Here is a 19,328-nt window from a genome sequence, read left to right as displayed (position 1 = left end):
TCAGTTCCCGGCCCTCCCCGGAACCCAACCCAGAGGTGGCACGGCCTCGCTCTCCGTGACACCGCGGAGCCGCTCAACGAGGACGGATACCCGCCGGGCCGCCGCAGTGCGGGCCTTCGCCTGGTAACCGGCAGCCGCACGTGCGTAGCAAAGTGCTGCGTGGGCGAATTGCCGGTCTGCTGACAGTGAGCGGCCGGCCGCCTCCAGCGACTTGGGTTCGTCTTCCACCATGGCGGCCGCAAAAGTCCGCAACGCCGCACCACCGGTACCTTCGACGGCGGAAGACGCGGCCGCCAGCCGCGGCAGGATGGCCGGATCCACGACGCCGGCACGACCTGCGTTGAGCGCCAGGAGGGACAGCGCCTCAGCTTCCAACAAGACACTTCCCGCGGATTGGGCTTCGTCCGCGAGCGCCATCAGGTGGGTGAAGGTACCGGACGAAACGTCCCTGGCCGCGGCACAGTAGAGGGCACTCATCCGCGACAGGAGATCGTCAGGCGACCCCCCAGTCAACCCTGTTTCGGCTCCCGAGGTGCTTTGCGCGGCCAGTTCCAGTGCCTCACCAGGGTTTCCGCTGAGCGCCTCGCAGTAGGCCATCATGGCCGCAGCCAAGGATCGCACCGGCGGCAGCCCGGCGTCGGACAGTTCTGCCAGTACCGCCTCAAGCGTGACGCGCGCCGCACGAGGGAATCCCTGGCCGAGCTGGGCGTAGGCCCGTGCTGTTTCTGAACATGCGGCCAGGTGGCTGGGCACCCCGTAGGCGGAGTACTCCAAGAGCGGGACCAGGGCACTCCACCCCAGATTGTGCCGCAGGCAGATCACGTGCCGAAGTGCCGCGCCCGCACGGAACGTCGCCATGGACGGATCACCACCGACGACTTTCATTGCCTCAGTGGTCTTTTCCAGGGCCTCGACGGCCGCGCCGGACAGGAGCAAGCGTTCGGCCTCCCGCACCTTTCCTGCGATCCGCGCGGCGGGGTCGGCAACCACGTCCCCTGCAGTCAGCCCGCCGTGCGCTGCGCCGAGCAGCTCCAGCGCCATGAGCCGCCCACCGGCGTCGGCCTTCACCTCCGCCGAGCTCGCCGCCGTAGCCAAGTGACGGAGGACAGGTGCGGCCTCAGCCAGTTGGCCTTCGGCAATCAATGCCCTGGCCCTGAGCATTCCTGCTTCGTCCAGGTGGCCCGGAGCCTTCACAGCCGAGGCAGCCTGGAGGGCAAGTTCGGCGGTTACGGGCCGGTCGGCGGCCGGCGCCGCCGCCAGCAGGAGCTCATCCGGCAGGCCCAGCCCGCAGTCCAGGGTCCAGGTCATCCACCGCAACATGCTCGGTGCCGTCTCAAGCGTGAGTCCGGGGTCCTCGATCCGTTGATGAAGGGCAAGGCTCCGGGACCTCGGAACTGCAAGCCGGAGGCCCTCCCCCCGCAACCACGAGCCCATCCGGACCATCGGAGACCTGCCGGGCAACAGCCTGATCTGGCCTTCGGACAGTAGGTTCTCTACGGCTTTGTGACCGCAATGGCGCTCCAAAACCTCGACGGCGACCGGCTCGGCCAGCGCTGTCAGCTCCAATGCCAGCCGCTCCTCAGGCAGCCGGGCAGCGTTTTCCGCCTGGACGCGATCCACGACGCCAGGCCACTGGCAATGCGCCCGGGTGTTGATCGTCCAATACCCTTCCCTCTGCACCAGGAGCCCGGCGCGGCGTGCGTCCTCCACGGCGAGGCACAGGATGCCCACGTTGAAGCCGCTGATGACTGCCAGAAGGCTGCTGGCCCGGCGTTGGACCTTTCCGCCAAGGAGGGAAACACACAGGGCGTGCGCCTCCGTGAAGGTGAAAGGGGGAAGAAGGTACTGCTCCATGAAGCCGTCTTCCCAGAGCTGATAGAGATCCTGCGGCAGCGGGCTCCGGCTGTCAGCCGTGGCAACGAGTTTGGCACCGAATCCAGGAATGAGCTGGAGCAGCACACCCAGGGAGGCAGGATCCACGTAGTGGATGTCGTCCACCAGCAGCACCAGCTGGGGACGGGCCTGCTGGTTCCGGCGTTTGTTGCCTCGCCGGGCGACGGGAGGCGAATACAGGTAGCTGGCCGGTCCGAGTGTGCTGGTCAGGGCGCGCAGGACATGGAGCCCTGGGAGCAAGCCCTCGCCGGTCCCCCCGGTGCTGGCCCCCAGGACACGCGCGGCGCCACCCAGGACGCCTGTTGAGGCACCCAGGACACCGTATTGGGTCGCCGTCAGGTCCAGGCTTCCGGCGAAGGTCCTGACATCCATGGTCCCGGGAAGTCCGGCTTTGAGGGAGAGCAACATGTGGCTCTTGCCCGAGCCCTTCTCCCCTGCCACCAGGATGCCGCTCTTGGAAGATGACCGTACGGCGGAAAAGACGAGTTCCAGCAATTGCGCCCTATCGGGCAGTGTCGGAGATCCCAGCCTGGCTGCGACGGTGTCTTCGTCCAGCCAAGGGTCCGGCAGCATGCACACTCCAATAGCAGCAGTCCCATGTCCGGGAAGTTTTGATGTCCGCGATTCGCGGGGTCCCTGGCTTAGAAGCCGGCGGCGGCTGGGGGGAGAGTCTCGGTCTCAGAAGACTCTGTCGCCGCCGGCTTCGTTCAGGGCCGGACCACCCTTCGGTGGCCGGGGCATCGGCTGAAGAGACCACCGATGCGGTTGATGCGACTTTCGGAATCCCGGTGATGCTTGGGGCTGAACCGTTCTTCCAAGATCAATACTGCCGGGGGCGCAAAAGCCAAACACCAGTAATCGGTACTCGATTACTGGGGGGCTTTTCAGGGCTGGATACTGTGTTGTACTCAGTACGGGGAAGGGGCACTACTTGGTTCCGACACGAAAAACCCGCGAATTACTCCATTGATTGGTTAAATAGGGCAGGATTCCGCGTCAGAGCGCTGAAGGGAGTTTTTCGGGTACTCGATCGGGCTCCGCGTCAGTGACGGACAGCAGCGCCAAGATCTTCACGACGACGGATGCCCAGCTTCGCGTAGCTGCGGTACAAGTGGCCTTCCACGGTGCGAACCGAGACCATGAGTTTTTCGGCGATCTGGCGATCCGTGAGACCTGATACGGCCAGCGCCACAATGTCCTGCTCACGCCGGGTCAGGGGCACGGCGTGATCGGTCTCGGTGTTGGGGTCATGGACTACGGAGTCGCCCAGGCTGGCCTGGTTGACGTCCCGCATGACGGCGGCCTGCCGCGCTTCCGGACGCTTGCCTTCGGCGTCGAAGGTTGCCGCCGCCTTGTCGAACGCTGCTGCAGCAGGCCCCGGCATCCCGGCCGCGGACAGCAGGTTTCCTGCGTTCACGAAGGCCTGGCCGCCACCCTTCAATTGGGCTGCGGCGAGCGATTGCCATCCGGCCGCCCAGGCGCCCGTCATCAGGGATGCGGTCTCCTCGATGGACTCCACTGCAGCGACGTCCCCGAGTTCAGTCCTCAGGATGAGGTTCTGCAGGTGCAGGCCCGGCAACGCGTGCAAACGGCCGGCCTCCGGCAGGTCCCGCAGTTTTGGAAGTCCGGATCCTTTGCTGAGGAGTTCTTGGCCGGCCAGCGTGAACAGCCCGGCAAGCGCCTCAACGTAGTTGCTCCCCCTGCCAGGGACCTGTTCGCTTGCCAGCCGTTGTGCGAGCGCAGTGTTTCCGGTTTTGCCGGCCGCGTAGAACGCCAGGGCGTGCCCCAGGCTCCTGAGCAGTTGCGGGTCCTTCACCCGGAGGGCTTCGACTGCGGGGGTCAGGAGTTCCGTGGCCTGCTCCGTGCGTCCTTGCCGCAGCAGGGCCAACCCCTTGAGCGCCTGGATGTCTCCGCCGAAGGTGATGAGCCCCATGGCTGAGCTTGCCGCATACCGGTCCAGGGCAGCATCGGCTGCACCCCAGTCACCCGATTCCAAGGCCGCCAACGCGTATCGGACCAGGACGAAGTCGCCGAAGTACAGCAGGTTGTCGCTGTGTTCATCCACGAGGACCATGGCTTCGCGGCCGGCGTCGAAGGCTTGCTCGGGCTGGCCCTCAACGGTGAGGAGCTCGCATTTCATGGCCAGGAGGAAAATCCGGTTCATCACGCTGTCCGGCTCGTCGGTCCGGAGTCCTTCGGCAAACAGCTCCAGCCCCTCGCGAAGTTCACCGTAACGGCCTTCGTGGGCCAGTGCGGCCAGTTCCAGGGCCGAGGCATGCCTGTTGACCTGCGCGGCCATGGGGTCCGACGACGCTGACCCGTCCGTCAGGGATTTGGCGGCGTTGCGGGCGTCCGCTGCGATGCTGGACGCCGAATCGCCTCTGGCCGAGCGGGCGGCAGCCCACAACAAGCCCGCGCCCGTCGGTCCCAGCGGATCGGCGTCCAAGAACCCGTTTCCCTCCTCCAGCAGACGCACGGCACTGCTGTAATCGCCGTCGTTATAGCTGACCATGGCCATCACAGCGCGAGCCCGCGGCCGCAGCGCCTCTGAGCGGACTCTGCTGGCGGCGGCAACCGCCAAAGGATTCTGCAGGAGTTTGGCCGCAAGGAAAGCTGCCTGCAGCAGCTGTTCATCGGCGACGTCGGCACCACAGTCCAGCGCCCAGCTCACCATGCGGAGCAGCCCCTCAGCCGTGGCCGGTTCCACCGCAAGATGCTGCACCATCCGCTGGCGGATCTGGAGGCTGCGGGCAGGCGAAACGATCTGGCGCAGGGCCTCGCTGTACATCGGATGCCACATCTTCAATGGGCTGCCGGGGCCGTTCGTGGGGATCACGAGCCTGTTGTCCATCAAAGCCCGAACAGTGTCCCTGCCGACCTCCGCGTCCAGCAAAGCGGCAGGGACGGGCTCGGACAAGGCAATGACGAACATCGCCTCCCGTTCGGCCTCACTGGTTCGCAGCACCCTGTTCCGGACAACCTCGGCCAGGTTTTCGCCACTGCCCGAGGGTTCCCGTGTCAGGAGCCAGACGCCGTTTCGCCGCACCAGGTTCCCGTCCGCCCTGGTGTCATCCAGGAGACAGCGCAACAGCAGCGGATTGCCCTCGGACAATCCATGCAGCACGTCCACCGCGCTTGCCATGACCGTCCCGCCCAGGGTCTTCTCCACAAGTTCCGTGGCTGTTTCCTTGTCCAGGGGATGTAGCTCCAACCGCTCAGCCAAACCGTCGTACCAAAGTTGGAGCAGTGCCGCCGGAAGGCCAGGCCTGGGCCTGCTGGTTGCGACCAGCCGGGCCCAGCCTGCAGTGACCAGTTCAGCCAGGATCTGCGTGCTGCCTTCGTCGAGCTCGTGGGCGTCGTCAACGATGAGCAGAAGGCGCGCACCTTCGCCGCCACGCCGCTTCTCGAACTGCGACCAGAATTCACGGAGGATGGCCACCGGCGATGTGGCCTGCTCCACAGGAAGGTCCAGCAAATAGGGCGCCAGGACACCATAGGGAACGGCGGACAGCGCAGGGCTGCCATGGACCCGCATCACCACCATTTCCGATGCCAGGCGGGCGGCTATCTCATCGGAAAGGGCGGTTTTACCGATGCCGGGATCCGCCACGACCAGAACGGCCCCGGCACCTTCCTGACGCAATATCTCCAGGGCCAGCTCCATTTCGGAGTCCCGGCCAACAAGGTGCTCAGCCTGCATGTGCAGCCCGTGCCGGAGTTGCGGATACTGCCCGTCCTACCTCACAGGAGCCCATTTAGCTCGCCCCGAGACGACACACCGAGCTTGGTGAATACCTGGTACAAATGGCCTTCTACTGTTCGCACAGACACCCCAATATCCATCGCGATTTCGCGGTTACTGACACCCTTTCCGGCGAGTTTAGCAATTTGGCGTTCCCGCTCGGTCAATACCGGCGCGTCGCTTCTTGGCTGGATGGGAAGAGCGGAGACGGAATGCTCCAGGCGTTCCAGCCTCAACTGGGCCGTCCGCGCTGTTGTCGTCTCGCCGGCATCGCGTGCGAAGTCCAATGCCATGGCCACGCACCGTGCTTCGACTACCAGCAAATCCAAGGAGGCGGCGGCGTCGGCGGCTGCCAACAGGGACCGTGAGCTCTTGCTCAACGAGCCACGGGCAAGGTCGCCGGAGATTTTCGCGAGCGGCCCTTGGCGGCGGCCGGCAATGTCCTCAAGCAGCCTGTACTCCTCATCGGAGCCTTCCACCGTGGCGCCGAAAAGGCAGATGCCCGCCGTCGTGTACCGCTGTTGCCCGATGTCGTCGTGGACCCTGGCAAGAAGCCTTTCCTTGACGTCGGAGTCGCCCATCCACCTGCCCGCCATCTCGGCGCAAAACTCCGCCACGGACTCGGAGAAGTACATCCCCACGCCCCGGCAGGTCCTGTACAGGTCCAGGTAGCGGCCTGCTTCGGCGGAATTGCCCAGTTGGGCGTAAGCGAACGCGGTGGCAGCGTAGGCCACCTTGTTCATGTTCATGGCGGGTCGGAGCTCGAGCTGGGCAACAGCGGAACGCAGCGGTTCGATCGCGCTGGCGGGCTTGCCGGCGTAGGCGTACGCCAAACCAACGCCCAGCTCAGTAAGTGCTCCGCGGTACTGGAGGCGGGACGGCCTTGACGGTGTGCGCCGCATCAGTTCGATGCATTTGCGCCACTGGCCGGACAGCAGGAGAACCAGGAAAGCGTGTTTGGCGAACGCCTCCTCCAGTTGGGCGGGCCTGTCCGTGTCCCCCAGATGCCGTGAAACACGTCGGGCGAGCTCCTGCGCTTCCAGCTCCCTTCCCAGAATGCACCGCGCTTCCATGAGGAAGAACGAGGACCTCAGCCAGTGCTCACGGTCCTCGCCGGGGTCCTTGGCCAGTTCCCGTTCCAGGTCCTCGATCATGGACGCGTACTCGCCCATGAACGTCTTGTACTCGTAGCTGCACAGCTGCAGACGGTTACGGGCCTTTGACAGTTCTTCTGCCGGATAATCGGCGGACTTCGCCTCGAGCGTTTCGAAGGCATCTGCGATGACACTCGGAACCATTCCGGACCGGCCGTCAATCCAGGTCATGGCCTGGCATTGTGCTGCCGTGACCTCGGCGAACTCCAATGGGTCCAGCCCGGCGAGGTGGGACTCGGAGATCTCATCCAACGCTTGGGCTGCGTGCAGCGGCAGGTCCAGCATCAGGTAGGCAGCGGCTTTGAGCCGCTGGCCACGGACCCATTCACTGTCCTTGGGGTCCAGGGATGCGATGCACTGGATGGCGAAGTTGGGGTCGTAATCGTTCAACGCGGCGCGGCCTGCCGCAAGGGCCAACGCCGGTGAAGGCTGCGGTTCGTCCTCGCAGGCATGCATCCATGCGGCATAGCTCAACAGGTCCTGTGGAGCCAGTCCGCTGAGCTCCGGCTCTTTGGGGCCGTACAGCATCGTCTTGAGTTCCTTGGTACGGCGCGTGCTCAGCCAGCTACGCACTACCTCGCCCACGTAGGGATCCCGCAAGGAGACCCAGTGTTCACCATGTCTCTGGACGGTGAGCAGCCCGGATTCTTCCATCTCCACCAGGACCTGTGTCCCAAAGATGGCCGCAAGATCCACCAGAGTAGCGCGCTGCGCGCAAGCCAGGACTTTGACGACCGTCCTGCTGGCCTGCGGTTCGCGCGCCAATCTGGAACGGACGAAGTCCTCCACCACCGTGGCTCCCTCCAGCGTGATCCGGTCACGGAGGGTCCACACGGAGTCGTTGAGAACCAGGTTGCCCCTGTGGCGCTGATCCTCCAGGAGCGCATGCAGCAGCATGGGGTTGCCGCCTACGGCCGCGTGCAGCGACCCCGCCAGGGTTGTTGATACGTAGTGGCCCAAAACCGAACCAAGCACCTGCTTTGCCTGTTCTTCGCTGAGCGTGTTCAAGTGAACCTCGCCCAGTTCACCGTCCAGGACCATGCGGTGGAAATCCGCCGGGAGATCGCTGGCCCGCTGCACCGTGGCCACCACTTTGGCCGTGCCCGTGGCCATGAGGTTCAACAGCACGCCGGTACTCATCGGATCCATGCCGCCCGCGTTGTCAACGATGAAGACCGTTTCACGTCCGGCGGCTTCAGTCCTGATCAGGTTGGTGACCGCGTGCAGGATGCCTGTCGGGGAACCCACGGCTTCCGAGGGCAAACGGGCCAGCAGGAAACCCAGGCATCCATAGGGGGTTTGGCCGTTCGCAACGGTATTGCGGAGCTGCAGGCTGTGGACCTTGGGGCCGAGTGATGACACCACTGCCCTGGCCAGCCCCGATTTGCCGATCCCCCGTTCGCCGGTGAGGACCACTCCGAAGGTCAGGGGCGATTCAAGGTACTTGATGGCCTTGGACAGGTCGTGGCTGCGGGCCAGAAGCGACCAGGTCTGGCGATCGCTGGGTCCGCCCACAAGATCGGGAGCCGCAGCCCTCGCTGCGCCTCCACCGCTCCTGTTTAGCAACTCCGACGACATCCGCATCCTTAGCTAACACATTCGCGATAGTCCCCCACCGCTCATCTGCGTACCATGCACACTACCTTCGGGCGCCGACAGTTTGTAGGCCTTAAGGTCCTCCGGACCGTCAGTCTTTGATCAGGCTTTACTCAAGATTTGCTCAAGCTTTGGCCGGGTGGTGCTTCTGCTGGGCCGCCAACAGGCCCTGGCTGATAAGCAACTCCACAGCGTCAGCTGACTCGTCTAGGAGGAAGGGCAGCTCTTTCTTCTCCGCGGTGGCGAAATCCCGCAGCACGTAGTCGGCCGTATCCATCCGTCCAGGAGGCCTTCCAACGCCCACACGGACACGCAGATAGTCCTTTGTAGCCAGGGCCTTCGAAATGTCCCGGAGACCGTTGTGGCCTCCCTCGCCGCCGCCAATTTTTAACTTGACTGTGTTAAAAGGGATGTCAATCTCATCATGGACAGCAATCACATGGTCCGGAGCGATGTCGAAAAACTTGCACAGCCCCGCCACGGGACCTCCGGAAACGTTCATGTAAGTCATCGGTTTGGCCAGCACCACGCGGGGACCGCCGACGCCCAGGCGTCCCTCCACTACCTGTGCGCGGGCCTTGTGGACCTTGAACTTTCCACCCATGCGGGAAGCCAGTTCGTCCAGCACCATCTGGCCAACATTGTGCCGGTTGTTGCTGTACTCACTGCCGGGGTTGCCGAGGCCGACGATCAGCCAGGTGTCAGTCATGGGTCTCATCCTAGGGAACGTAGTTGGGAGGAGCGGAGATGCGGAGGGCTGGAGCAAAGGAAAGTGGCCGGGACCCAAAGGGACCCGGCCACTGAACGGCGTCAGCCTCAAGCGGTCAAAAGACTACTCGGCAGCTGCTTCCGTGGTCTCTTCTTCTTCGGTGCTTGCCTCTTCAGCAACGCGGACCACCAGGGTGTCACCTTCGGTGAGGAGGGTGGAACCCTTCGGCAGTTCGAGGTCCGAAGCGTGGATGTTCTCGCCGGCCTTGCGGCCTTCGATGTTGACCTCGACGGCGGTCGGCACGTGGGTTGCCTCGGCTTCGAGGGAAACCGTGGTGGCTTCGAGGCTGGCAACAGCACCCGGAGCAACTTCACCGGAGACGTGGATGGCGATGTCGACGGTAACCTTCTCGCCGGCCTTCACGGTCTGGAGGTCAACGTGCTCGATGATCTGCTTTACGGGATCGCGCTGGATGTCCTTCACGAGCGTCAGGTGCTGCTCGCCGTCGACGTCGATTGCGAGGAGGGCGTTGGAAACGCGCACGGCCAGCGTGGTGGCGCGGCCCGGCAGGTTGATGTGGATCGGCTCTGCGCCGTGGCCGTAGATGACAGCCGGGATCTGGCCGGCCATGCGTGCACGACGGGCGAAACCCTTGCCGAATTCGGTGCGCAGTTCTGCGGTGAGCTTCTGCTCAGACATGTGTACTCCTTGATTACTGTGGCGCCCGGAAGGATCCGGGCTGGTATTTCAGCAAGGGCGGAGGTCTGGAGACCTTCTACGCCCGGCTGAAGCCGGCCGCGGAGCAGCCGTTCTGCCTGTGTTGAAGGAGATGCAGACCCAGTCGATAACGGAGACCCGCAATCTGGTCCACGAACTGCGGACCGGATGTGCTCTCCCTCGCCAAGGTATCCCCAAGAGTCTAGCAGCGGAACGTCCGCTTTCTGAAAACGGGCATGAAAAAACGGGCCACCCACTCGCCCGGAGGCGGCGGATGGCCCGTTCAGTCAGCTGGCTTCAGGCCTAAGCTTTGCCGTCGAACAGGCTGGTGACCGAACCGTCGTCGAACACTTCACGGATGGCGCGTGCAATCAAGGGTGCGATCGACAGAACCGTGAGCGACGGGAATCGCTTCTCAGCCGGGATGGGCAGGGTGTTGGTGACCACAACTTCGCGGGCGCCGGAATCGGCCAGGCGCTGCGCTGCGGGATCGGAGAAAACAGCGTGGGTGCAGGCAATGATGACATCCTTGGCGCCGGCGTTCTTCAGCACCTGGACAGCGCCGGAGATGGTTCCACCGGTGTCGATCATGTCGTCGATCAGAACACAGGTGCGGCCCTCAACCTGGCCCACAACGGTCTTGGAGACAGCCTGGTTGGGCACCGTGAGGTCGCGGCTCTTGTGCACGAACGCGAGCGGGGCGCCGCCCAGGCGTTCGGCCCACTGCTCCGCAACGCGGACACGTCCGGTATCAGGGGAAACCACAGTGATGTTGTCGGCTTCAACCTTGGTCCGGATGTAATCAGCCAGCAGCGGGATGGCCATCAAGTGGTCAACGGGGCCATCGAAGAAGCCCTGGATCTGCGAGGTGTGCAGGTCCACGGACATGATGCGGTCCGCGCCGGCCGTCTTGTACAGGTCCGCGACGAGGCGGGCCGAGATCGGCTCGCGGCCGCGGCCCTTCTTGTCCTGGCGGGAGTACGGGTAGAACGGCGAGACAACCGTGATCCTCTTGGCAGAGGCGCGCTTGAGGGAATCGATCATGATCAACTGCTCCATGAGCCAGTTGTTCAGCGGTGCCGGGTGCGCCTGGATGACGAAGGCATCGGTGCCTCGCACGCTCTCGGCCGAACGGACATAGATTTCACCGTTGGCGAAGTCGTAGGCGTCGATGGGCAGGAGCTCGGTCTCCAGCTCCTTCGCGATTTCCTGCGCCAGCTCCGGATGCGCCCTTCCGGCGGCGAGAATCAGTTTCTTCTCACCGTGTGCGGTAATTTCGCTCATGCCTGATTGCCTTCTTCTGTGGTTGCCGGGGATTGTGAGGGAATGGAGGAGGACTTCTCTTGCGCGGCCTCGGCCAGCTTTGCGGAGCCGCTGCCGGGACGGTTCGCGATGACCCAGCCTTCAGCGTTGCGCTGGGCGGCCAGGCTGACGGCCAGGGCGCCTGCCGGCACGTCCTTGCGGATGACTGCCCCGGCACCGCTGTAGGCGCCGTCACCAACGGTGACAGGGGCGACGAAGACGGTGTTGGAACCGGTGCGGACGCCCGAGCCGATCACCGTGCGGTGCTTCTTCTCGCCGTCGTAGTTTGCGGTGATGTTGCCGCACCCGATGTTGGTGTCCTCACCGATTTCGGCGTCGCCTGCGTAGCCCAGGTGGGAAAGCTTGGAACCGCGGCCGATGGTCACGTTCTTGGTTTCGTAGAACGCGCCGATCTTGCCGGTCTCGCCCAGCACGGTGCCCGGGCGGAGGTACGTGAAAGGTCCCACGCTTGCCTTGGCGCCGATCGTGGAACCGGAACCGTGCGTTCGGGTCACCTTGGCACCCTCCCCCACGTTCACGTCGGTGAGCGTCGTGTCAGGACCCACGACGGCGTCGCGCGCCACGGTGGTGGAACCGTGCAGTTGCGTGTTGGGCAGCAAACGGACGTCTTCGTCGAGGGTGACAGTGGAGTCGATCCACGTGGTGGCGGGGTCCACCACGGTCACTCCGGCGCGCATCCAGGCTTCGATGATGCGGCGGTTGTGCTCGGCGCCGAGTGCCGAAAGCTGGATGCGGTCGTTGGCACCCTCCACCTGCCAACGGTCTTCGGTCACGACGGCGGCAACCCGGCCGCCGGCGTCGCGCGCCAAACCGAGGACATCGGTCAGGTACATCTCGCCTTGGGCGTTGTCAGTGGTCACCTTGGCCAAGGCGGTCCGGAGCACTGCAGCGTCGAAGGCGTAGATACCGGAGTTCACCTCGCGGATGCTGCGCTCAGCATCGCTGGCGTCCTTGTGTTCGCGGATGCCCGTAACGGTGCCGTCAGCGGCGCGAAGAATGCGGCCGTAACCGGTGGCGTCATCCAGGACTGCAGTGAGAACGGTGACGGCGTTGGCTTCGGACTCGTGAGTGGTGACCAGTTCGGCCAGGAGCTCGCCGGTCAGGAGGGGAACATCGCCGTAAGTGACCACCACGGTGCCCGTGAGTTCGCCTTCGGTGTCCAGGGCGTTCAGCGCGACTTCCACTGCACGGCCTGTGCCGGGAACCTCGTCCTGGTCAACAATGAGGGCCTCGGGGTCCAGTGCAGAGACGTGCTCGGCTACCCGGTCCCGCTCGTGCCGGACAACCAGAGCGAGCTTCAAAGGGTTAATGGCCCGGGCTGCGAGGAGGGCGTGGCCAACCATTGACCGGCCGCCGATTTCGTGGAGGATCTTGGGAGTGCGCGACTTCATGCGCGTTCCGGCGCCTGCGGCCAAGACGATCACCGCTGCGGGACCGTTGGTTTCGGGGCTCACGTACTGGCTCTCCTTGCTCGGTATGTCCCGGGTAACCCGGCTTCGGAATGCTGCCATCCAACAATGGACCCAGGCACCGTTAGAGCCGTCGCAGGTACAGAGAAGGAGCGCGTTTTCCGACCGTTCCGCCCATAGGATTCGAACCTATACTCCACGGCTCCAAAGGCCGGGGTGCTGCCGTTACACCAGAGCGGACCGTGCATGGTTCATCCTTCGGACCAGCGGCCCGTAAGGTCTCCCGGCTCACCGGGTTCCACACACAAGAAACTAGTTTGCCATGACCTTTGCATGCTTCGCGACTTGACCCCTCGGCAAACGCTTCGCGACGCACCATTGCACGGTGCGTTCACCCGCACCACCGGCCATCTGGGGCATGATGGTCACGTGAGCAAGCGCACTGATCTTTCCCGGCCTGTGGGCACCTCTGCCCCGCTCGACCAAGCGTCCGAAGGCCAGCCAGTGCGCGTCAGGATGACGGGCCAACAGCGCAAGTCGCAGTTGATCGGCATCGGCCGTGCGCTGTTTGCCAGCCGGGGCCTGGACGGCACCACCATCGAGGAAATTGCCGCTTCTGCCGGTGTTTCCAAGCCCGTGATCTATGAACATTTTGGCTCAAAGGAAGGGCTGTACCGGCAAGTCGTCGAGACCGAGTTCCGGATCCTCCTGGACTCCATCACCGAGGCCCTCAGCACCGAAGCCAAGCCCCGCGTGCTGGTTGAGCGGGCCGCTTTGGCTCTCCTCGGTTACATCGAGGACCGCACGGACGGCTTCCGGATCCTGATGCGCGACGCGCCGCCGTCGCAGCCCGAGGGAGCTTTCTCCACTCTGCTATCGCATGTCACCGCACGGGTGGAGCACCTGCTCTCCGACGAGTTCGCCCGCCGCGGCTTCAGCGCAGCCGATGGAGCAATGTACGCCCAGATGCTGGTGGGGATGGTAGCGATGACCGGCCAGTGGTGGCTCGACAGCCGCGAGCCCGATAAACGCGCCGTTGCAGCCCACTTGGTGAACCTTGCCTGGAACGGGTTGACGGGGCTCCAGAAGGAACCCGGACTGCGCTCCGAGGACTGACCCTCCCTCACACCCCACGCCCTTCAACCCATCCCTCCCTCACACCCCTCAAGCTTCACCCCAACCCTCCCTCACACCCCTCAAGCTTCACCCCATCCCTCCGCGGCATGAGTAGGATGTGCGCATGACAGCACCCCAGCTTTATCTCAGCTTTCCCGGCACAGCACGCGAAGCTCTGGGTTTCTACGCAGGAGTGTTCGGTGGAGAACTTACTCTTCACTCCTATGAGGACTTTTCGCGCACCGACGGTCCCGCCGACGCCGTCGCCCACGGAGTCCTCACCGGCGTCGTTGCCCTATACGGAGCCGATGCAGCCGCGGACCAAATGCCTGTCCGGATCGAAGGCGCCATGCTCTCGCTGCTGGGCACGGCGGAGCCTCGGATCCTCCACGAGTGGTTCGACAAGCTCGCCGACGGCGGCCGCATCGTGGACCCCCTGGCCAAGAAACCGTGGGGAGCTTCCGATGGTCAAGTCATCGACCGTTATGGTTTGCACTGGCTGATTGGCTACGAACCCACGCCGTGATGTGAGCAAGCGCCACGCCCAAACCCCAGGAACGTGAGCAAGCGTCACGCTCAAACCCTAGGGATGTGAGGGAGCGTCGTGGCCAAGCGACGGCGGGACCCCGCCGGACGCAACACACGACGGCGGACCCCGCCGCCGCAGCCGACGAGATTGCCGCCGGACGCACCAAGGCGCGGACTACTCGCCCAGGATCTCAGCGGCCTCGAGCCACTCCAGTTCCAGGCCCTCTTTTTCGTCGAGCAACTCACGGAGCTTGGTATTGAGTTCTCCCAGGGCGTCGAAGTCACCGGATTCGGACTTCGCCGCCATCTGGGCGTGGAGTTTCTCTTCCTGCTGCGCGATCTTGCCGAGCTGCCGGTCGATCCTGTTGAGGTCCTTGCGGGCTTCACGCTTCTCGGCTTCACTGGCACCGGACGGAGCGGCTGCGGGCGAAGAAGACCCGCTGGCAGAAGTCGGCGCACCGGATCCCCCACCAACGGCGCCCGATGCCAAGGCGGCTTCACGCAGTTCGAGGTACTGGTCCACACCTCCGGGCAGACCACGGAGTTTGCCGTCACCCAGCAATGCCATCTGGTTGTCGGTGACGCGTTCCAGGAGGTAGCGGTCGTGGCTGACGACCACCAGGGTGCCCGGCCAGCCATCAAGAACATCTTCGACGGCGGCAAGGGTGTCGGTATCGAGGTCGTTGGTGGGTTCGTCGAGCATGAGGACGTTGGGCTCCCCTACCAGCAGGCGCAGGAGTTGGAGCCGCCGCCGTTCGCCACCGGAGAGGTCGCTCACGGGCGTCCACTGCTTCTCCTTCGTGAACCCCAACTGCTCGACCAACTGTCCGGCGGTAAACTCCTTGCCGCCAACACTGAATGACCGCTTTTCGCGTTCGATGACTTCGATCACACGCAAGTCCGACACGTCATCGAGCTCTTTGACGTCCTGGGTCAGCACTGCCGTCACTACGGTTTTGCCGCGTTTGACCTTGCCGGAAGTCGGCTGGATCTCGCCGTTGAGCAGTTTCAGGAGTGTGGACTTGCCGGCTCCGTTGACACCGACCAGGCCGAGCCGTTCGCCCGGTGCGAGCCGGAGGGTGATGTTGTCAAACAGTTTTTGACCACTCTGGCCACCCTCGAAGTCCAGGGTGACGTTTTCAAGGTCCAGCACGTCCTTGCCCAAGCGGGCTGTTGCCATCTTGCTGAGCGCCACGGAGTCGCGGGGGTCCGGCACGTCGGCGATGAGGTCGTTGGCAGCTTCGATGCGGAACTTCGGTTTCGCTGTCCGGGCGGGCGCACCGCGGCGCAGCCAGGCAAGTTCCTTTTTGACGAGCTGCTGGCGTTTACCTTCGACGACGGCGGCCATGCGGTCGCGCTCGGCGCGCGCCAGAACGTAGGCGGCGTAACCGCCGTCGAACATGTCCACCATGGCGTCGTGGACTTCCCAGGTGTAGTTGCAGACTTCATCCAGGAACCAACGGTCGTGGGTTACCACCAGGAAGGCGCCCTGGTTGGTGCGCCACCGTGTCTTCAGGTGCCGGGCAAGCCAGGCGACCCCTTCGACGTCGAGGTGGTTGGTGGGTTCGTCCAGCATGATGACGTCATGGTCTTCAATAAGGAGCTTGGCCAGGGCCACACGGCGCTTCTGGCCACCGGAGAGGGCATGGACGTTGGCATGCCAGTCGACGTCCCCCACCAGGCCGCCCATGACTTCGCGGATCTTGGCGTTGGCCGCCCATTCGTGATCTGCGCGGTCACCGACAATCGCAGCGCCTACCGTCAGGTCGCCGTCGAGCACGTCTCCCTGGTCCAGGTAGCCCACAGTGACGTCACCGCGCTTGGTGACGCGGCCGGAATCCGGGGTGGATCGCAGGGCCAGAAGCCGCATGAGCGTGGACTTGCCGTCGCCGTTGCGGCCCACCATGCCAATCCGGTCGCCATCCTCCAAACCGAGGGTGACGCCGTCAAGGACAGTGCGGGTCGCGAACGAAACGGTGAGGTTTTCGCCGCCAAGCAGGTGGGCCAATGGGTACTACTTTCTACTGCCGGGAATGCGGAGAGGTACTAAAGGAGGGTATCGGAGATGATCCGGGCTCCGGGAACGGGGCCGTGGACGGCCACCGCGGTGTGCCCGCGGTGGGTCAGCTCCTCGGCGAGGACGCTGGCGGAGACGGAGTCCCGGGCCAACAGGGCGATGGTAGGGCCGGAACCAGAGACCATGCCGGCGAGGGCGCCGCGTGCTTCGCCCAAGCCGATGGTGTCGCGCAGTTGCGGCGCAAGGGCGATCGAAGCCCGCTGGAGATCGTTGATGAGGACGCGGCTCAGGGTTTCGGGATCCCCGTTGCGCAGGGCCTGCAAAATGGTGGGATCCACGGCAACCGGCTCGGGAATGTCCGCACCTTCGGAGTCACGCAAGCCATCCAGGGTACGGAAGACGTCCGGGGTGGAGAGCCCGTAATCGGCGAAGACGAGCACCCAGTCCATTTGGGCCTTGGCCAGAGCCGGCGACAGTTTGTCGCCCACGCCGAGCCCGACGGCGGTGCCGCCAAGGAGCGAAAACGGCACGTCTGCGCCCAGTTCAGCCGCCAGATGCGCGAGTTCCTCGCGGGAAAGGCCGCTGTTCCACAGCGCATCGCAGGCCAGGAGCGTGGCCGCCGCGTCCGCGGAACCGCCGCCCATACCGCCGGCGACCGGGACCCGCTTGGTGATCTCAAGGTGCACACCCGTGGGCTTTTCGGAGACCTCGGCCATTATTGCTGCAGCCTTGTAGGCGAGGTTTCGTTCGTCCAAGGGAATATCCACGCCGTCCAGGTCCAGCGTGCTGTCCGGACTGATGCTGACGGTGATTCCAGGGCCTTCGGTGCTGGTGGCCGCAACTTCTTCGTACAGGGAGACGGCCAGGTAGACGCTCGCCACGGAGTGGTAGCCGTCTGGCCTGAGCGGACCAACGCTTAGGGAGACGTTGACCTTGCCGGGTGCCTTGACGCGGACTGTCCGGGCGTGGAAGCGGTCTCCCGCGAATGGGAGACCGCCCGGTCTGCTGGTTCCCGGATTCATGCGCCCACAGGGTGGCGGGCTTCGGCAATCCTGACATAGGCGGAGATATCCAGGACTTCGCCGCGTGCTGTGGGGTCGACGCCGGCCGCCACGAGGCAGCGTTCAGCCTCTGCGGCGCTTCCGGCCCAGCCCGCCAAGGCGGCGCGCAGGGTCTTCCTGCGCTGGGCGAAGGCAGCGTCGATGACGGCGAAGACCTGCTCGCGGGTGGCGTGCGTAACGGGAGGTTCGTGCCGGGTGAAGGCGACCAGTCCGGAGTGGATTTTCGGTGCGGGCCAAAACACGTTCATCCCGATAACGCCGGCCTTGCGCATGTGCCCGTACCAGGCTGCCTTGACCGACGGAACGCCGTAGATCTTGGAGCCCGGGCTTGCAGCAAGGCGGTCGGCCACTTCGTCCTGCACCATGACCAGTCCGTGTTGCAGGGTGGGGAAATGCTGGAGGAGGTGCAGGACCACGGGAACGGCCACGTTGTACGGGAGGTTGGCCACCAACGCCGTCGGATCGACGGGCAGCTCCGTGACCTTCATGGCGTCGGAGAGGACCAGGTGGAAATTGTCCTGGGCCTCGGGGCGCCATTCCCGCACCGTCTCGGGCAGTTTTCCTGCCAGGACGGGGTCGATCTCCACGGCCACGACATTCTTGGCCGCATCCAGGAGTCCGAGCGTCAGGGAACCCAGTCCGGGTCCCACTTCCAGTACGGTCTCGTCGGCATCGATAGCGGCCGCTGTCACGATCCTGCGGATGGTGTTTCCATCGATCACAAAGTTCTGCCCCAGTGTTTTCGTGGGGCGTACACCGATTTCCTCGGCGAGCCGTCGGATGTCGGTTGCGCCCATCAAAGGCGCGACGGCGGCGGGTTCGGAATTCGGTTCAGTCACCTAGGTATCGTATCGCCTGTCCGGGGTCAGGCTGCGTGCGCGCAGCCCCAGTCGCTGAGGCCGTTCTTGGCGTACAGGCGGTTGGCGATCTCGATCTGCTGGGCCTTGGTGGCGAGGTTTGCGGTCGGAGCGTAGGCGCCACCACCGTTGGCAAGCCAGGTGGGGCCGGAGAACTGGAGTCCACCGTAGTAGCCGTTACCGGTGTTGATGGCCCAGTTTCCACCGGACTCGCACTGGGCGATCCTGTCCCACATGGCCTCGTTCGGGGCACCGGTGGGACCGCTTGATACAGGGGCTGCTGCAGCAGCAGCGGCTGCGGGTGCTGCCACGGGGCGGGCCTTGGTGCCTACGCTGATCTTTTCTGCGACCGGCGGGGTGGCCACGTTGCTGGAGACCAGAGTTCGCGACGCTTCGCGCCCATCCACGAGAACCAGCTTGAAGGTCTTGACCAGGGAACCGGCGACGCCTTCCTGGGTGACTTTTTCCTCACCCTTGAAGAGATCGGCGCTTTCGGTCTTGACGCTGTCGAACGGCACTTCTTCAGTGGCCTCGGCCGTCTTGCTGGTGTCCACGCGGGAAACCTTGATGACCATGTCCTGGATGACGGGGGCGTTGCCGGGCTGGGACAGGCGGTCGTTGGCGCCGACCGTGACACCGGCGTCCTTGAGGACGGTGGCAACGTCAGCAGCTGTGGTGGTGGTGCTGGTGCTCTTGCCGTCGGCAACCACGCTGATGGTCTTGGGGGTGGAAATGGAGACGAAGGAGCCCGTAACTTCCAGGGCAGCTTCCTTCGGCTGGGAAACCTGCGAGGAGCTGGCTACACCAAGTTCACTGACCAGTCCGGCGACGTCGGAGGCGGTGGTGTTGACCGTCTTGCGGGCGCCGTCCAGTTCAATGGAGACCGCCTTGGCCAGGTTAATGTTCACCACGGAGCCGTTATCGACACGCGCGTCCAGGGCCGGTGAAACGCGGTCTGCGTCCTTCAGCTCGACCTTGGCTGCCTTGACTACTTCGTCAACAGTGCCGCCAAAGGTCTGGATGGAGCTTACCTTTCCGTCAACGTTGAGGGTGACGGTCTTGTTGTTGCCGACGAAGGCGACCACACCGACCACCAGTGCTGCAACTACCAGCAACTGGGCACCTACTTTGAGGAAGCTGAACTTGCCATCCGTTGTGAAGAACTTGATCACGATTGCCCATAACTCTCAGACCATCCGGGCACGG

General features: G+C 64.3%; 13 protein-coding genes and 1 tRNA gene. 2 read left to right on the top strand and 12 right to left on the bottom strand.

Features of this window, described 5'->3' with window-relative positions; genetic code table 11:
* From PYR64_RS04790 to PYR64_RS04755, 8 genes are all read right to left on the bottom strand, one after another.
* Complete coding sequence (locus PYR64_RS04790; RefSeq protein WP_275778676.1) at positions 1-2,466, bottom strand: ATP-binding protein; 2,466 nt, start codon at positions 2,464-2,466, stop codon at positions 1-3.
* 469 nt (positions 2,467-2,935) lie between these two features.
* Entirely contained in the window at positions 2,936-5,593 is a 2,658-nt protein-coding gene (locus tag PYR64_RS04785) for a LuxR family transcriptional regulator (protein ID WP_275778674.1), read from the bottom strand.
* 41 nt (positions 5,594-5,634) lie between these two features.
* Complete coding sequence (locus PYR64_RS04780) at positions 5,635-8,367, bottom strand: LuxR C-terminal-related transcriptional regulator (RefSeq protein ID WP_275778672.1); 2,733 nt, start codon at positions 8,365-8,367, stop codon at positions 5,635-5,637.
* 142 nt (positions 8,368-8,509) lie between these two features.
* Positions 8,510-9,094 carry an aminoacyl-tRNA hydrolase gene (gene pth / locus PYR64_RS04775; RefSeq protein ID WP_275778670.1) on the bottom strand — a complete coding sequence of 195 codons (585 nt, stop codon included), beginning with the start codon at positions 9,092-9,094 and terminating at the stop codon, positions 8,510-8,512.
* A gap of 123 nt (positions 9,095-9,217) precedes the next feature.
* Positions 9,218-9,793: a 50S ribosomal protein L25/general stress protein Ctc gene (locus tag PYR64_RS04770; protein ID WP_018777343.1), complete on the bottom strand. Its 576-nt coding sequence runs from the start codon at positions 9,791-9,793 to the stop codon at positions 9,218-9,220.
* Between the two features lie 321 nt (positions 9,794-10,114).
* Positions 10,115-11,095, bottom strand: a complete 981-nt coding sequence (locus PYR64_RS04765; RefSeq protein WP_011774071.1) for a ribose-phosphate diphosphokinase — start codon at positions 11,093-11,095, stop codon at positions 10,115-10,117.
* The gene (glmU, locus tag PYR64_RS04760) at positions 11,092-12,588 is read right to left on the bottom strand and encodes a bifunctional UDP-N-acetylglucosamine diphosphorylase/glucosamine-1-phosphate N-acetyltransferase GlmU (protein WP_018777342.1); all 1,497 of its coding nucleotides are present in this window, start codon (positions 12,586-12,588) and stop codon (positions 11,092-11,094) included. The genes PYR64_RS04765 and glmU overlap by 4 nt, the downstream gene beginning before the upstream one ends.
* Positions 12,589-12,711: 123 nt before the next feature.
* Positions 12,712-12,783 (bottom strand) — tRNA-Gln (locus PYR64_RS04755).
* Between the two features lie 276 nt (positions 12,784-13,059).
* On the opposite strand from PYR64_RS04755, the gene PYR64_RS04750 reads away from it, so the two are divergent.
* Complete coding sequence (locus PYR64_RS04750; RefSeq protein ID WP_026267111.1) at positions 13,060-13,659, top strand: TetR/AcrR family transcriptional regulator; 600 nt, start codon at positions 13,060-13,062, stop codon at positions 13,657-13,659.
* Between the two features lie 124 nt (positions 13,660-13,783).
* On the top strand, positions 13,784-14,185 hold the full coding sequence (locus PYR64_RS04745) for a VOC family protein (RefSeq protein ID WP_039240347.1): 402 nt from the start codon (positions 13,784-13,786) through the stop codon (positions 14,183-14,185).
* Positions 14,186-14,362: 177 nt separating this feature from the next.
* Here the strand turns inward: PYR64_RS04745 and PYR64_RS04740 are convergent, their stop codons facing one another.
* From PYR64_RS04740 to PYR64_RS04725, 4 genes are read right to left on the bottom strand one after another with little or no spacing between them, the layout of a single operon-like run.
* Positions 14,363-16,195 (bottom strand): ABC-F family ATP-binding cassette domain-containing protein, encoded by a 1,833-nt coding sequence (locus tag PYR64_RS04740; protein WP_193589610.1) that lies wholly within the window; start codon positions 16,193-16,195, stop codon positions 14,363-14,365.
* 38 nt (positions 16,196-16,233) lie between these two features.
* Positions 16,234-17,226, bottom strand: coding sequence for a 4-(cytidine 5'-diphospho)-2-C-methyl-D-erythritol kinase (locus PYR64_RS04735; RefSeq protein ID WP_064721898.1), 993 nt, complete (start codon positions 17,224-17,226; stop codon positions 16,234-16,236).
* Complete coding sequence (gene rsmA, locus PYR64_RS04730; RefSeq protein WP_039240344.1) at positions 17,223-18,104, bottom strand: 16S rRNA (adenine(1518)-N(6)/adenine(1519)-N(6))-dimethyltransferase RsmA; 882 nt, start codon at positions 18,102-18,104, stop codon at positions 17,223-17,225. The genes PYR64_RS04735 and rsmA overlap by 4 nt, the downstream gene beginning before the upstream one ends.
* A 26-nt stretch (positions 18,105-18,130) precedes the next feature.
* A complete protein-coding gene (locus PYR64_RS04725; RefSeq protein ID WP_039240342.1) occupies positions 18,131-19,294 on the bottom strand; it encodes a resuscitation-promoting factor in 1,164 nt (387 codons plus the stop codon).
* Positions 19,295-19,328: the final 34 nt, after the last annotated feature.

Source organism: Paenarthrobacter sp. Y-19 (assembly GCF_029223985.1).
GTDB classification, from domain to species: domain Bacteria; phylum Actinomycetota; class Actinomycetes; order Actinomycetales; family Micrococcaceae; genus Arthrobacter; species Arthrobacter nicotinovorans.
This window is presented reverse-complemented; position numbering and strand designations above follow the sequence as displayed.

Bases quoted from the DNA above. Each gene is read 5' to 3' on its own strand.
- PYR64_RS04790 (WP_275778676.1), bottom strand. From the start codon at position 2,466: ATGCTGCCGGACCCTTGGCTGGACGAAGACACCGTCGCAGCCAGGCTG.
- PYR64_RS04785 (WP_275778674.1), bottom strand. From the start codon at position 5,593: ATGCAGGCTGAGCACCTTGTTGGCCGGGACTCCGAAATGGAGCTGGCC.
- PYR64_RS04780 (WP_275778672.1), bottom strand. From the start codon at position 8,367: ATGTCGTCGGAGTTGCTAAACAGGAGCGGTGGAGGCGCAGCGAGGGCT.
- pth (WP_275778670.1), bottom strand. From the start codon at position 9,094: ATGACTGACACCTGGCTGATCGTCGGCCTCGGCAACCCCGGCAGTGAG.
- PYR64_RS04770 (WP_018777343.1), bottom strand. From the start codon at position 9,793: ATGTCTGAGCAGAAGCTCACCGCAGAACTGCGCACCGAATTCGGCAAG.
- PYR64_RS04765 (WP_011774071.1), bottom strand. From the start codon at position 11,095: ATGAGCGAAATTACCGCACACGGTGAGAAGAAACTGATTCTCGCCGCC.
- PYR64_RS04750 (WP_026267111.1), top strand. From the start codon at position 13,060: ATGACGGGCCAACAGCGCAAGTCGCAGTTGATCGGCATCGGCCGTGCG.
- PYR64_RS04745 (WP_039240347.1), top strand. From the start codon at position 13,784: ATGACAGCACCCCAGCTTTATCTCAGCTTTCCCGGCACAGCACGCGAA.
- PYR64_RS04735 (WP_064721898.1), bottom strand. From the start codon at position 17,226: ATGAATCCGGGAACCAGCAGACCGGGCGGTCTCCCATTCGCGGGAGAC.